Here is a 13,662-nt window from a genome sequence, read left to right as displayed (position 1 = left end):
TAAAGCTGGGTTACGCTTAGGACTCCCGCAGGCCCGTACAGTATAGCTTTAGTTTACTTATCCCAAGAGGTGTTAGATGAGACTTATCCCACTGAAAGATACCGCACAAGTCGGCAAATGGGCCGCGCGTCATATCGTTCAACGCATCAACGCATTCAAGCCAACCGCAGAGCGCCCGTTTGTCCTCGGCCTGCCTACCGGCGGCACGCCGCTGGAAGCCTACAAACATCTGATTGCGATGCACAAAGCAGGTGAAGTAAGCTTTAAGCATGTTGTGACTTTCAACATGGACGAGTACGTTGGCCTGCCGCAGGAACACCCGGAAAGCTACCACACCTTCATGTACCGCAACTTCTTTGACCACGTTGATATCCCTCGTGAAAATATCAACCTGCTGAACGGCAACGCCGCGGATGTCGACGCCGAGTGCCGCCAGTACGAAGAGAAGATCAAATCTTACGGCAAAATTAACCTGTTCATGGGCGGCGTGGGTATCGACGGCCATATCGCGTTCAACGAGCCGGCTTCGTCCCTGGCTTCGCGCACCCGCATCAAAACGCTGACCGAAGACACCCGCATCGCCAACTCGCGCTTCTTCGGCGGCGACGTCAGCCTGGTGCCGAAATATGCGCTGACCGTCGGTGTTGGCACGCTGCTGGATGCCGAAGAAGTGATGATCCTGGTGACCGGCCACGCCAAGGCGCAGGCGCTGGAAGCCGCTGTGGAAGGCAATATCAACCACATGTGGACCATCAGCTGCCTGCAGCTGCACGCCAAAGCGGTGGTGGTGTGCGACGAACCGGCCACCATGGAACTGAAAGTCAAAACCGTCAAATATTTCCGCGAGTTAGAAGCGGAAAGCGTGAAAAGTCTTTAATCTTTGCAGGGGGCTACGATGTTCGCTTTAACCCACGGCCGAATCTATACCGGCCACGACGTACTTGATGACCATGCAGTCATTATCGCTGATGGGCTGATCGAGAGAGTCTGCCCGGTGGCTGAATTGCCCGCCGGCATCGAAACGCGCGATCTGGGTGGCGCCATCCTGGCCCCCGGGCTTATTGACGTGCAGCTGAACGGCTGCGGCGGCGTCCAGTTCAACGATTCGCTGGAAGCAATCTCGGAAGAAACGCTGGAGATCATGCAGCGCGCCAACGAGAAATCCGGCTGCACCAGCTATCTGCCGACGCTGATCACCAGCAGCGACGAATTCATGAAGCACAGCGTCGACGTGATGCGCGCTTATCTGAAAAAGCACCAAAACCAGGCGTTGGGCCTGCACCTGGAGGGGCCGTACCTCAGCCCGGTAAAAAAAGGCACTCACAACCCGGCGTTCATTCGCAAGCCAACGCAGGACATGATCGATTACCTGTGCGCCAACGCCGACGTGATCACCAAGGTGACGCTGGCACCGGAAATGGTTGAGCCGCACGTTATTAAACAACTGACCGAGGCCGGCATCGTGGTCTCCGCCGGCCACTCGAATGCCACCTACGATCAGGCGCGCACCGGCTTCGCCGCCGGCATCAGCTTCGCCACCCACCTGTACAACGCCATGCCGTATATCACCGGCCGCGAACCGGGGCTGATGGGGGCGATATTCGATACGCCAGAGGTCTATACCGGCATCATCGCCGACGGCCATCACGTGGCCTGGGCGAGTATCCGTAACGCCAAACGCCTGAAAGGTGATAAATTGGTCTTGGTCACCGACGCGACCGCACCGGCGGGTGCAGATATTGACCAATTTATTTTCGCCGGTAAAACAATATACTATCGGGATGGGCTGTGCGTGGATGAGAACGGCACCCTGAGCGGTTCCGCGCTGACCATGATCGAAGCGGTGCAAAACAGCGTCGAGCATATCGGCATCGCGCTGGACGAAGCGCTGCGCATGGCGACGCTGTATCCGGCGCGCGCCATTGGCGTCGATCACCGTCTGGGCACCCTCGAAGCCGGCAAGGTGGCTAACCTGACCGCCTTCACCCGTGATTTCAAGATCACCAAAACGCTCGTTAACGGTAACGAGGTTTAATTCAATGAACAGCGAGTAACATTATTGATGAGCACTGGCGGACAAGCACAAATAGGGAACGTTGACTTAGTCAAACAACTTAACGGCGCAGCAGTTTACCGCCTGATCGACCAGCAGGGCCCGATCTCGCGCATTCAAATTGCCGAACTCAGCCAGCTTGCTCCCGCCAGCGTCACCAAAATTACTCGCCAGTTGCTGGAGCGCGGGCTGATCAAAGAAGTCGATCAGCAAGCCTCCACCGGCGGCCGCCGCGCGATCTCCATCGTGTCGGAAACCCGTCATTTCCATACCGTCGCGGTGCGTCTCGGCCGCCACGACGCCACCATCACCCTGTATGACATGAGCGGTAAATCGCTCAGCGAAGAACACTATCCGCTGCCGGAACGCACCCAGGAAACGCTGGAGAATGCGCTGTTCGCCGCCATCGCCCAATTCATCGAAGCGAACCAGCGCCGCCTGCGCGAACTGATCGCCATCGCGGTGATCCTGCCCGGCCTGGTGGATCCGGCGCTGGGCGTGGTGCGCTACATGCCGCACATCAGCGTCAGCAACTGGGCGCTGGTGGACAACCTGCAGCAGCGCTTCAACGTCACCAGCTTCGTCGGCCACGACATCCGCAGCCTGGCGCTGGCGGAGCACTACTTCGGCGCCACCCGCGACTGCGAAGACTCGATTCTGGTGCGCCTGCACCGCGGTACCGGCGCCGGCATCATCGTCAACGGGCAGATTTTTCTCGGTAATAACGGCAACGTCGGCGAAATCGGCCATATCCAGATCGATCCGCTGGGTGAACGCTGCCACTGCGGCAACTTCGGCTGCCTGGAAACCGTGGCCGCCAACGCGGCGATCGAACAGCGCGTGCGCCAGCTGCTGAGCCAGGGCTACCCGAGCAAATTGACGCTGGAAGACTGCGGCATCAACGCCATCTGCAAGGCCGCCAACCGTGGCGATCTGCTGGCCAGCGAAGTGATCGAACACGTCGGCCGCTATCTGGGCAAGGCAGTGGCCATCGCCATCAACCTGTTCAATCCGCAGAAGGTGGTGATCGCCGGTGAGATCACCGAAGCGGATAAGGTGCTGCTGCCGGCGATCCAGAGCTGCATCAATACCCAGGTACTGAAGGACTTCCGCAAAAATCTGCCGGTGGTGACCTCCGAACTCAATCATCGCTCGGCGATCGGCGCTTTCGCCCTGGCCAAACGCGCGATGCTCAACGGCGTGCTCTTGCAGCGATTGCTGGAAAGCTGATCCGCCGCTTCTGGCAGGTGTGTTATCGTCACCTCTTGCCTGCCGTAATCATGAGAAACAGCGACAAATGAAAATCAAAAACGTTATATGCGATATCGACGGCGTGCTGCTGCATGACAATACGCCGGTGCCCGGCGCCGATCTGTTCCTGGCGCGCATCCAGGAACAAGGCATGCCGCTGGTGGTGCTGACCAACTACCCGTCACAGACCGCGCAGGATCTGGCGAACCGCTTCGCCGCCGCCGGGCTGGAAGTGCCGGAGAGCGCGTTCTATACCTCGGCGATGGCCACCGCCGATTTCCTGCGCCGCCAGGAAGGCAAAAAGGCCTACGTGGTCGGTGAAGGCGCCCTTATCCATGAGCTGTACAAAGCCGGTTTCACCATCACCGACATCAACCCGGATTTCGTGATCGTCGGTGAAACCCGCTCTTACAACTGGGACATGATGCACAAAGCCGCCTATTTCGTGAGCAATGGGGCGCGCTTTATCGCCACCAACCCGGATAGCCACGGCCACGGCTTCTCGCCGGCCTGCGGCGCACTGTGTGCCCCCATCGAGAAGATCACCGGCCGCAAGCCGTTTTACGTCGGCAAGCCCAGCCCGTGGATCATTCGCGCCGCACTGAACAAAATGCAGGCGCACTCGGAAGAAACGGTGATCGTCGGCGACAACCTGCGTACCGACATCCTGGCGGGCTTCCAGGCGGGCCTGGAAACCGTTCTGGTACTGTCCGGTGTCTCCACGCTGAGCGACATCGAAACCATGCCGTTCCGCCCGAGCTATGTCTACCCTTCCGTCGCCGATATCACTATCTTCTGATGCGGCCATGGCGGCCGTCCGGCCGCCATTATTTCCTTCTCCCTCAGCGTCAGTTTGAATTTAATTCGTTCATGGCAGCAAAAGGTTTCAGCCTGCCTGCATTAAAAATCCTCATTATAACTTTACGCCCCGCCAATAGCTGATATTGCCGGCGAGCGGAAAACCCTTCCCCCTTATCAATGAGGCTACCATGAGCACAAATAACATTATTAATGCCGTCGCCGCCGATGATGCGGCCATTATGCCGTCTATCGCCAATAAAAAGATCCTGATGGGTTTCTGGCACAACTGGGCCGCCGGCGTCAGTGACGGCTATCAGCAAGGCCAGTTCACCAATATGAACCTGACCGACATTCCCGCCGAGTACAACGTGGTGGCCGTCGCCTTTATGAAAGGCCAGGGCATCCCGACCTTCAAACCTTACAACCTGTCCGACGCCGAGTTTCGCCGCCAGGTAGGCGTGCTGAACAGCCAGGGCCGCGCGGTGCTGATCTCCCTCGGCGGCGCAGACGCGCATATCGAGCTGAAAACCGGCGACGAAGACAAGCTGAAAGACGAGATTATTCGCCTGGTGGAAGTCTATGGCTTCGACGGCCTGGATATCGATCTGGAACAGGCGGCGATCGGCGCCGCCAATAATAAAACCGTCTTGCCTGCGGCGCTGAAAAAAGTAAAAGACCATTACGCCGCCCAGGGGAAAAACTTTATTATCAGCATGGCGCCGGAATTCCCGTATTTGCGCACCAACGGCACCTACCTGGATTATATTAACGCCCTCGAAGGCTATTACGACTTTATCGCGCCGCAATATTATAACCAGGGCGGCGACGGTATTTGGGTGGATGAACTCAATGCCTGGATCACGCAGAATAACGACGCCATGAAAGAGGATTTCCTCTACTACCTGACGGAAAGCCTGGTTACCGGCACCCGCGGCTATGCGAAGATCCCGGCGGCGAAATTCGTCATCGGCCTGCCGAGCAACAACGATGCCGCCGCCACCGGCTACGTGGTCAACAAACAGGCGGTGTATAACGCTTTCTCGCGTCTCGACGCCAAAAACCTGTCGATCAAGGGCCTGATGACCTGGTCAATCAACTGGGATAACGGCAAGAGCAAAGCCGGCGTCGCCTACAATTGGGAGTTCAAAACCCGCTATGCGCCGCTGATTCAGGGCGGCGTCACCCCGCCGCCGGGAAAGCCTAATGCGCCGACGGCGCTGACGGTCTCCGAGCTGGGCGCCACCTCGCTGAAACTGAGCTGGGCCGCCGCCACCGGCGCCTCACCGATCGCCAGCTACACCGTCTACCGCAACGGCAACCCGATCGGCCAAACCGCCGGTCTGTCGCTGGCCGACAGCGGTCTGACGCCGGCAACCCAGTACAGCTACTTCGTTACCGCGACCGACACCCTGGGCAATACCTCCCTGCCGAGCAGTGCGCTGGCGGTCAAAACCGCCAACGACGGCACGCCGCCCGATCCGGGCGCGCCCGAATGGCAGAACAACCACAGCTACAAAGCCGGCGACGTCGTGAGTTATAAAGGCAAGAAATACACCTGTATTCAGGCGCACACCTCCAATGCCGGCTGGACGCCGGATGCCGCGTTCACCCTCTGGCAGCTCATCGCCTAATCGCTAATCGATTGCCGGTCAAACTGGCCGGCAATCCCGCCATCACGCTAAAAATTGCATAATCGACAATTTTTTACGCCGATAACTGAAAATCCGTTAAAAACCTCAGCCACGCAAACAACTATTTCTCAGCGCATGGCTAAAACGCTTGCATCCTCCGCAGCTTTTGGCGCATTTTCATAACCACAGCGCAGCAAAACCGCGTTATCGCTGATAAATCGGCAATGCTGCCCATAACAGTAAAAACAACATCACAGTCATAAAAGCCCGTTAGGAGAGTTGTATGTGTTCTATTTTCGGTGTGCTCGATCTGAAGTCCGATCCCGTTGAACTGCGTAAGAAAGCGCTGGAGCTGTCACGTCTGATGCGCCACCGCGGCCCGGATTGGTCCGGCGTTTACGCCAGCGACAAAGCCATTTTGGCCCACGAACGCCTGTCGATCGTCGACGTCAACAACGGCGCTCAACCGCTGTACAACGCTGCGCACACCCACGTTTTGGCGGTCAACGGCGAAATTTACAACCACCAGGCGCTGCGCCAACAGCTGAGCGACCGCTATGCGTTCCAGACCGGCTCCGACTGTGAAGTAATCCTGGCGCTGTATCAGGAGAAAGGACCGGACTTCCTCGACGATCTGCAAGGCATGTTCGCTTTTGCCCTGTATGACACTGAAAAAGACGCCTACCTGATCGGCCGCGATCACCTGGGCATCATCCCGCTGTACATGGGCCATGACGAACACGGCAACCTGTACGTTGCCTCGGAAATGAAAGCGCTGGTGCCGGTGTGCCGCACCATCAAGGAATTCCCGGCCGGCAGCTACCTGTGGAGCCAGGACGGTGAGATCCGCGAATATTATCGCCGCGACTGGTTCGATTACGACAGCGTCAAGGACAACGTGACCGACGCCGCCGCCCTACGCACCGCGCTGGAAGAGTCGGTGAAAAGCCACCTGATGTCCGACGTGCCTTACGGCGTGCTGCTGTCGGGCGGGCTGGATTCCTCGGTCATCTCGGCGATCACCAAGAAGTACGCTGCGCGCCGCGTGGAGGATCAGGAACGCAGCGAGGCCTGGTGGCCGCAGCTGCACTCCTTCGCCGTCGGGCTGGAAGGCTCGCCGGATCTGCGCGCCGCGCAAGAGGTGGCTAACCACCTGGGCACCGTGCACCATGAGATCCACTTCACCGTGCAGGAAGGGCTGGACGCCATCCGCGACGTGATTTATCACATCGAAACCTACGACGTCACCACCATTCGCGCCTCGACGCCGATGTACCTGATGTCGCGCAAAATCAAGGCGATGGGCATCAAGATGGTGCTTTCCGGCGAAGGCGCGGACGAAGTGTTCGGCGGCTACCTGTACTTCCATAAGGCGCCGGACGCCCGCGAATTCCACGAAGAGACCGTGCGCAAACTGCTGGCGCTGCACATGTTCGACTGCGCGCGCGCCAACAAGGCGATGTCCGCCTGGGGCGTCGAAGCCCGCGTGCCGTTCCTGGACAAGAAATTCCTCGACGTGGCGATGCGCATCAACCCGAAAGATAAAATGTGCGGCAACGGCAAAATGGAAAAACACATCGTTCGCGAATGTTTCGAGTCCTATTTGCCCGCCAGCGTGGCCTGGCGCCAGAAAGAGCAGTTCTCCGACGGCGTCGGCTATAGCTGGATCGACACGTTAAAAGAGGTGGCTGCGCAGCAAATTAGCGATCAACAGCTCGAAACCGCGCGTTTCCGCTTCCCGTACAACACGCCAACGTCGAAAGAAGGCTACCTGTACCGCGAAATCTTCGAAGAGCTGTTCCCGCTGCCGAGCGCCGCCGAATGCGTGCCGGGCGGCCCATCCGTCGCCTGCTCGTCCGCCAAGGCCATCGAGTGGGATGAATCGTTCAAGAAGATGGACGATCCTTCCGGCCGCGCCGTCGGCGTGCACCAGGCCGCCTATAAATAATTGCGCGGCATTTCCCTCAGGGCGGGCCTTTTGGCCCGCCTTTTTGTTGCCTTTTCCGCCCGCCAACTGCCTGAATTGCCGATTTTATCGCCATAATGTTCACAACCCAGACAAACGGCGCTTCCGGGCGCTTTTTCGGGAAAAAACTTGTTGACGCAAATCGGTCATATACGCATAATGCGCCCCGCAACGCCGATGAAGGCAAAGCAAAAAAAGAGGGCTACGTAGCTCAGCTGGTTAGAGCACATCACTCATAATGATGGGGTCACAGGTTCGAATCCCGTCGTAGCCACCATCTCTTTTTTGTATTTGCGGGAGTGGCGAAATTGGTAGACGCACCAGATTTAGGTTCTGGCGCCGCAAGGTGTGCGAGTTCAAGTCTCGCCTCCCGCACCATTTCTCTTCATCGTCGGCGCAGTATGTTGATGGGGTATCGCCAAGCGGTAAGGCACCGGTTTTTGATACCGGCATTCCCTGGTTCGAATCCAGGTACCCCAGCCATATTCTTTCGGGAATGGGGTTTCAACATAAGATTTGTTTGCAGGTGGGGTATCGCCAAGCGGTAAGGCACCGGTTTTTGATACCGGCATTCCCTGGTTCGAATCCAGGTACCCCAGCCATAACAAACTGCTTGCAAATCAAAGAAGTAAAAAGTAACATCGGCTACGTAGCTCAGCTGGTTAGAGCACATCACTCATAATGATGGGGTCACAGGTTCAAATCCCGTCGTAGCCACCATAATTGGGGTGTCGCCAAGCGGTAAGGCTCTGGTTTCTGATACCAGCATACCCAGGTTCGAATCCTGGCACCCCAGCCATATTTAGAAAAGCCCGCTTCGGCGGGCTTTTTGCTGTCTGGCGTTCAGCCAATCCTAACGGGCCCAGCCACCGCTGAGCCCTGTCGGTTACAATCCCAACGCGTACTTCAACGCATGTTCTTTCAGCTTGCCCGCCCGCTGCGCGGCCATCAGCGCCAGATTGCGCGCGACGTTCAGCGGCGCCAGGTTATTGCTGAAGGCGGTATAAAACAGATCCATGCCGCTCTGCATCAGCAGATTGTCGGTACGGCGGCGACGCTGATAACGCAGCAGTACCGCCTCGCTGCTCCAGTCCTCTCCCTGATCCCGCGCCTCGCTCAGCACGTTCAGCAAGGCATCCACATCGCGATACCCCAGATTGACGCCCTGCCCGGCCAGCGGGTTGATGGTATGCGCCGCATCGCCCACCAGCGCCAGCCCCGGCAGCACGTAGCGCTGCGCATGACGCCGCGTCAGCGGGAACGATCCGGCAGCGTGCACCTTGACCGGGCCCAGTCGCGCCGGAAAAGCGGTAGCGATTTCGCGCTCCAGCTGCGCCGGCGGCATCGCCTGCAGTTGGCGAATGCGCTGCGGGCTGTCATACCACACCAGCGACGCCCAGCTGTCGTACAGCGGCAGGAAGGCGCGGGGCCCGGACGGGAAGAAGCGCTGCCAGGTCACATCCTGCTGCGGCGCGCCGGTATCGACGGTGATCAACATGCACGCCTGACGATATTGCCAGCCGTTGGTGCCGATCGCCGCCAGCTTGCGCACCTGCGAGTTGGCCCCGTCGGCACCGACAACCAGCCGCGCTTGCAGCGTCTCGCCGCTGTCCAGCGTCAGCTGCCAGGCATTGTCCGCCCGCTGCAGCGATTGCAGCCTGGCGGGGCACAGCAGCGTCAGGTTGGCGCACTGCGCGAACTGTTGCCACAGCCCCAGCTGCAGAATGCGGTTTTCCACCATAAAGCCCAGCTCGGGCAGCCCCAGGGACACCGCGTCGAACGCCACGCGCGACGACGCCCACTCCCAGGTCTCCAGCCGGCGATACGGCGTCGTACGCATCGCCGTCACGGCCTGCCAGGTGCCGAGCTGTTTCAGCAGCCCCACCGAGGTGCAGCCGATCGCGGAAATGCGCAGGTCCGGCGGGCTTTGCGCCTCGAACGCCTGCGGCGCCTGATGTTCCAGCAACGCCACCGACCAGCCCGCCTGCGCCAGCCCCAGGGCCGCCGCCGCGCCGACCATGCCGCCACCCACCACCACCGCGTCATACCGATTTTGAGATGTCTTCATATTGGCTATGTTTTCTATGTGAATGCTCGCCATCCCACCCGACATGGCGTTTTGCGCAGTGTACCGGATTTTCGCTTCGGCTTCAGGTTGCGTGCCATTTTCCCCCGCGCTGGTCACAACGGCGGCAAATGATTACAATACGCGCCCTGCATGTCGCGTAACGCAACTTTCGCTCCGCACTGAGTAATGGCAAGTCAATGACGAAAAAACTACATATCAAAACCTGGGGCTGCCAGATGAATGAGTACGATTCATCGAAAATGGCCGACCTGTTGAACAGCACGCACGGCTTCGAGTGGACCGACAACGCCGAGGAAGCGGACGTGCTGTTGCTGAACACCTGCTCGATCCGTGAAAAAGCGCAGGAGAAAGTTTTCGCCATGCTGGGGCGCTGGCGCTTGCTGAAAGAGAAGAACCCGTCTGTCATCATCGGCGTCGGCGGTTGCGTGGCCTCGCAAGAAGGCGAACTGATCCGCAGCCGCGCGCCTTGCGTCGACGTGGTATTCGGCCCGCAGACCCTGCACCGCCTGCCGGAAATGATCAATCACGTTCAGGGCACCCGCAGCCCGGTGGTCGATATCAGCTTCCCGGAGATCGAAAAATTCGACCGCCTGCCGGAGCCGCGCGCCGAAGGCCCGACCGCCTTCGTGTCGATCATGGAAGGCTGCAACAAATACTGCACTTTCTGCGTGGTGCCTTACACCCGCGGCGAGGAAGTGAGCCGCCCGAGCGACGACGTGCTGTTCGAAATCGCCCAGCTGGCGGCGCAGGGCGTGCGCGAGGTCAACCTGCTCGGCCAAAACGTCAACGCTTACCGCGGCGCGACGCATGACGGCGATATCTGCTCATTCGCCGAACTGCTGCGCCTGGTGGCGGCCATCGACGGCATCGATCGCATTCGCTTCACCACCAGCCACCCGATCGAGTTCACCGACGACATTATCGCGGTGTACGAAGACACGCCGGAGCTGGTCAGCTTCCTGCATCTGCCGGTGCAGAGCGGTTCGGACCGCATCCTGACCATGATGAAACGCGCGCACACCGCGCTGGAGTATAAGGCGATTATCCGCAAGCTGCGCAAGGCGCGGCCGGCCATCCAGCTGAGCTCCGATTTCATCGTCGGTTTCCCGGGCGAAAGCCAGGCCGACTTCGAACAGACCATGAACCTGATCGCCGACGTCAACTTCGACGTCAGCTTCAGCTTCATCTATTCGTCGCGCCCCGGTACGCCGGCGGCGGACATGGTCGACGACGTCAGCGAAGAAGAGAAAAAGCAGCGGCTGTACATTCTGCAGGATCGCATCAACCAGCAGGCGCTGCAGTTCAGCCGCCGCATGCTCGGCACCGTCCAGCGCATTCTGGTGGAGGGCACCTCGCGTAAAAGCGTGATGGAGCTGGCCGGGCGCACGGAGTGCAACCGTGTGGTAAACTTCGAAGGCACGCCCGACATGATCGGCCAATTTGTCGACGTGGAAATTACCGAGGTGCTGACCAACACCCTGCGTGGCGCAGTGGTGCGCACCGAACAGCAGATGGATCTGCGCGTACATGAATCCCCGCAGTCGGTGATCGCCCGTACCCGCAAAGAAAACGCGCTGGGCGTCGGCATTTACCAGCCCTGACGCCGCGGCGGCCGCCTTATCACCGCCCGTTCGCGCTACTCCTTACCGTTTCTCCGCCGGGCGTCCGCGCCCGGTGATGTTCTTTTTTTATTTTTTTATTGTTGAAGAGGCGACATAACATGCAACTCCCACACTGCCCGAAGTGCAACTCCGAATACACCTACCAAGACAATGCCCTGTTCATCTGCCCTGAGTGCGCCCACGAGTGGAGCGACAGCGCCCCGGCGGAAGATCAGGACGCGCTGATCGTCAAAGACGCCAACGGCAACCTGCTGGCGGACGGCGATGCGGTCACCGTGATCAAAGACCTGAAGGTTAAAGGCAGCTCCTCGATGCTGAAGATCGGCACCAAGGTGAAAAACATTCGCCTGGTGGAAGGCGATCACAACATCGACTGCAAAATCGACGGTTTCGGCCCGATGAAGCTGAAATCCGAGTTCGTGAAAAAGAACTGATTCCCAGCGGCCTTGTTCTGTGATGACGCGGCGGGCTTTGCGCCCCGCCGCGTTTTTTCCTTATCTTCCCTTGAATTCCGCCGACGGCGCACAGATAGATCAGCGGTAAACTTGCGCCGTTGCGGCGCACCATGAATAATTCAAGAAAGAGAGTATTCAGGCTCGCCCTGAACGCGCGCGTCCCGGACGCGCTATGTGACATCAACCAGGCCCGATGTGACCTAGAGGAATAGTTTGAACGTCGCAACACAAGAAATTTTGTTAGAGCCCGCAGACAACAAGCGTTTGCTCAGCCTGTGCGGCCCGTTTGATGACAACATCAAGCAACTCGAGCGCCGATTGGGCATCGAAATCAATCGCCGCGACAACCGTTTCAAGCTGGTCGGCAAAAACCTGTGTGTGGTTGCCGCCGCCGATATCCTGCGCCATCTGTACGTGGATACCGCGCCGATTCGCGGCGTGATCCCGGATATCGATCCGGAGCAAATCCATCTGGCGATCAAAGAGAGTCGGGTGCTGGAACAGGTGGCGGACAGCGTGCCGGATTACGGCAAGGCGGTCACCATCAAAACCAAGCGCGGTATGGTGAAACCGCGCACGCCTAACCAGGCGCAGTACATCGCCAATATTCTCGATCACGACATCACCTTCGGCATCGGCCCGGCGGGCACCGGCAAAACCTACCTGGCGGTCGCCGCTGCGGTGGATGCGCTGGAACGCCAGGAAATTCGCCGCATACTGCTGACCCGCCCTGCGGTCGAAGCCGGCGAAAAGCTGGGCTTCCTGCCCGGCGATCTGAGCCAGAAGGTCGATCCTTATCTGCGCCCGTTGTACGACGCCCTGTTCGAAATGCTGGGCTTCGAGCGCGTAGAGAAGCTCATCGAACGCAATGTGATCGAAGTCGCGCCGCTGGCCTATATGCGCGGCCGCACGCTGAACGACGCCTTTATCATCCTGGATGAGAGCCAGAACACCACCATCGAGCAGATGAAGATGTTCCTGACACGCATCGGCTTCAACTCGAAGGCGGTCATCACCGGCGACGTCACCCAGATCGACCTGCCGCGCAACCAGAAATCCGGCCTGCGCCATGCGGTGGAAGTGCTGTCGGACGTGGAGGAGCTGAGCTTCAACTTCTTCCACAGCGAAGACGTAGTGCGCCACCCGGTGGTGGCCCGCGTGGTCATCGCCTATGAGGCCTGGGAAGCCGCCGAACAGAAACGCAAAGACGCGATTGCCGAGCAACGTAAGCGCGAGGCGCTCGCCGCCTCCGAGCAGGAGACACCATGAGTCAGGTGATTTTGGATCTGCAGATTGCCTGTGAAAGCAGCGACGGCCTGCCGGATGAGGCCACCTTCCAGCGCTGGCTGGAAGGCGTGCTGCCGCAATTTCAGGAAGAGGCCGAGGTCACCGTGCGTCTGGTGGACGAAGCGGAAAGCCACGAGCTGAACCTGACCTACCGCGGCAAAGACAAGCCGACCAACGTGCTCTCTTTCCCGTTCGAAGCCCCGCCGGGCATCGAGCTGCCGCTGCTCGGCGATCTGATCATCTGCCGCCAGGTGGTTGAGCAGGAAGCGATTGAGCAAGGCAAAACGCTGGAGGCCCACTGGGCGCATATGGTTGTCCACGGCAGTCTTCATCTGCTAGGGTATGACCACATCGAAGACGATGAAGCCGAAGAAATGGAGTCTTTGGAAACCGAAATCATGCACGGACTGGGTTATCCTGATCCGTACCTGGCGGAAAAAGACCCCGTCTGACGTCAGCCGTTTACCCCACAGCCCCCATGCGGGGCTGTCGCTGACGCCCCTTAAC

11 protein-coding genes and 6 tRNA genes are annotated in these 13,662 nt (G+C 59.1%); 16 read left to right on the top strand and 1 reads right to left on the bottom strand.

What is annotated here, in order from left to right:
• Window positions 1-76 precede the first annotated feature (76 nt).
• The 12 genes from nagB to ACMGGW_RS04200 all read left to right on the top strand — a co-directional run bounded on the left by nagB (window position 77) and on the right by ACMGGW_RS04200 (window position 8,501).
• Entirely contained in the window at window positions 77-877 is an 801-nt protein-coding gene (gene nagB, locus ACMGGW_RS04255; protein ID WP_004939952.1) for a glucosamine-6-phosphate deaminase, read from the top strand.
• Between the two features lie 18 nt (window positions 878-895).
• A complete protein-coding gene (nagA, locus tag ACMGGW_RS04250) occupies window positions 896-2,035 on the top strand; it encodes an N-acetylglucosamine-6-phosphate deacetylase (RefSeq protein WP_025301856.1) in 1,140 nt (379 codons plus the stop codon).
• Window positions 2,036-2,062: 27 nt separating this feature from the next.
• On the top strand, window positions 2,063-3,283 hold the full coding sequence (gene nagC / locus ACMGGW_RS04245) for a DNA-binding transcriptional regulator NagC (RefSeq protein WP_004939956.1): 1,221 nt from the start codon (window positions 2,063-2,065) through the stop codon (window positions 3,281-3,283).
• Window positions 3,284-3,350: 67 nt separating this feature from the next.
• Window positions 3,351-4,103: an HAD-IIA family hydrolase gene (locus ACMGGW_RS04240; RefSeq protein ID WP_004939957.1), complete on the top strand. Its 753-nt coding sequence runs from the start codon at window positions 3,351-3,353 to the stop codon at window positions 4,101-4,103.
• A 190-nt stretch (window positions 4,104-4,293) separates the two neighbouring features.
• Window positions 4,294-5,736 (top strand): carbohydrate-binding protein, encoded by a 1,443-nt coding sequence (locus ACMGGW_RS04235; RefSeq protein ID WP_060447626.1) that lies wholly within the window; start codon window positions 4,294-4,296, stop codon window positions 5,734-5,736.
• A 283-nt stretch (window positions 5,737-6,019) separates the two neighbouring features.
• The gene (asnB, locus tag ACMGGW_RS04230; protein ID WP_004939961.1) at window positions 6,020-7,684 is read left to right on the top strand and encodes an asparagine synthase B; all 1,665 of its coding nucleotides are present in this window, start codon (window positions 6,020-6,022) and stop codon (window positions 7,682-7,684) included.
• Between the two features lie 218 nt (window positions 7,685-7,902).
• Window positions 7,903-7,979 (top strand) — tRNA-Met (locus tag ACMGGW_RS04225).
• A gap of 16 nt (window positions 7,980-7,995) precedes the next feature.
• A tRNA-Leu gene (locus tag ACMGGW_RS04220) sits at window positions 7,996-8,080 on the top strand.
• Between the two features lie 30 nt (window positions 8,081-8,110).
• Window positions 8,111-8,185, top strand: a tRNA-Gln gene (locus tag ACMGGW_RS04215).
• 44 nt (window positions 8,186-8,229) lie between these two features.
• Window positions 8,230-8,304 (top strand) — tRNA-Gln (locus ACMGGW_RS04210).
• Window positions 8,305-8,345: 41 nt separating this feature from the next.
• A tRNA-Met gene (locus ACMGGW_RS04205) sits at window positions 8,346-8,422 on the top strand.
• 4 nt (window positions 8,423-8,426) lie between these two features.
• A tRNA-Gln gene (locus tag ACMGGW_RS04200) sits at window positions 8,427-8,501 on the top strand.
• A gap of 87 nt (window positions 8,502-8,588) precedes the next feature.
• On the opposite strand, the gene ubiF is transcribed toward ACMGGW_RS04200, so the two are convergent.
• Entirely contained in the window at window positions 8,589-9,770 is a 1,182-nt protein-coding gene (gene ubiF, locus ACMGGW_RS04195; RefSeq protein ID WP_197832312.1) for a 3-demethoxyubiquinol 3-hydroxylase, read from the bottom strand.
• A 197-nt stretch (window positions 9,771-9,967) separates the two neighbouring features.
• Here ubiF and miaB point away from each other — a divergent pair, with 197 nt between their 5' ends.
• From miaB to ybeY, 4 genes are all read left to right on the top strand, one after another.
• Window positions 9,968-11,392 carry a tRNA (N6-isopentenyl adenosine(37)-C2)-methylthiotransferase MiaB gene (gene miaB / locus ACMGGW_RS04190; protein WP_025301853.1) on the top strand — a complete coding sequence of 475 codons (1,425 nt, stop codon included), beginning with the start codon at window positions 9,968-9,970 and terminating at the stop codon, window positions 11,390-11,392.
• 119 nt (window positions 11,393-11,511) lie between these two features.
• Entirely contained in the window at window positions 11,512-11,847 is a 336-nt protein-coding gene (locus ACMGGW_RS04185) for a zinc ribbon domain-containing protein YjdM (protein ID WP_004939967.1), read from the top strand.
• Window positions 11,848-12,081: 234 nt separating this feature from the next.
• Complete coding sequence (locus tag ACMGGW_RS04180; RefSeq protein ID WP_025301852.1) at window positions 12,082-13,137, top strand: PhoH family protein; 1,056 nt, start codon at window positions 12,082-12,084, stop codon at window positions 13,135-13,137.
• Window positions 13,134-13,607, top strand: a complete 474-nt coding sequence (gene ybeY / locus ACMGGW_RS04175; RefSeq protein ID WP_016928766.1) for an rRNA maturation RNase YbeY — start codon at window positions 13,134-13,136, stop codon at window positions 13,605-13,607. Before ACMGGW_RS04180 ends, ybeY begins: the two co-directional genes overlap by 4 nt.
• Window positions 13,608-13,662 lie beyond the last annotated feature (55 nt).

Origin of the sequence: Serratia sp. BNK-4, assembly GCF_048685115.1 — a bacterium.
Classification (GTDB): Bacteria; Pseudomonadota; Gammaproteobacteria; order Enterobacterales; family Enterobacteriaceae; genus Serratia; species Serratia bockelmannii.
The sequence above is the reverse complement of the archived record's forward strand: the minus strand, read 5'-3'. Positions and strand labels throughout refer to the sequence as shown.

Excerpts from the sequence above, each read along its gene's own strand:
- nagB (WP_004939952.1), top strand. The coding sequence starts at position 77 with ATGAGACTTATCCCACTGAAAGATACCGCACAAGTCGGCAAATGGGCC.
- nagA (WP_025301856.1), top strand. The coding sequence starts at position 896 with ATGTTCGCTTTAACCCACGGCCGAATCTATACCGGCCACGACGTACTT.
- nagC (WP_004939956.1), top strand. The coding sequence starts at position 2,063 with ATGAGCACTGGCGGACAAGCACAAATAGGGAACGTTGACTTAGTCAAA.
- ACMGGW_RS04240 (WP_004939957.1), top strand. The coding sequence starts at position 3,351 with ATGAAAATCAAAAACGTTATATGCGATATCGACGGCGTGCTGCTGCAT.
- ACMGGW_RS04235 (WP_060447626.1), top strand. The coding sequence starts at position 4,294 with ATGAGCACAAATAACATTATTAATGCCGTCGCCGCCGATGATGCGGCC.
- asnB (WP_004939961.1), top strand. The coding sequence starts at position 6,020 with ATGTGTTCTATTTTCGGTGTGCTCGATCTGAAGTCCGATCCCGTTGAA.
- ubiF (WP_197832312.1), bottom strand. The coding sequence starts at position 9,770 with ATGAAGACATCTCAAAATCGGTATGACGCGGTGGTGGTGGGTGGCGGC.
- miaB (WP_025301853.1), top strand. The coding sequence starts at position 9,968 with ATGACGAAAAAACTACATATCAAAACCTGGGGCTGCCAGATGAATGAG.
- ACMGGW_RS04185 (WP_004939967.1), top strand. The coding sequence starts at position 11,512 with ATGCAACTCCCACACTGCCCGAAGTGCAACTCCGAATACACCTACCAA.
- ybeY (WP_016928766.1), top strand. The coding sequence starts at position 13,134 with ATGAGTCAGGTGATTTTGGATCTGCAGATTGCCTGTGAAAGCAGCGAC.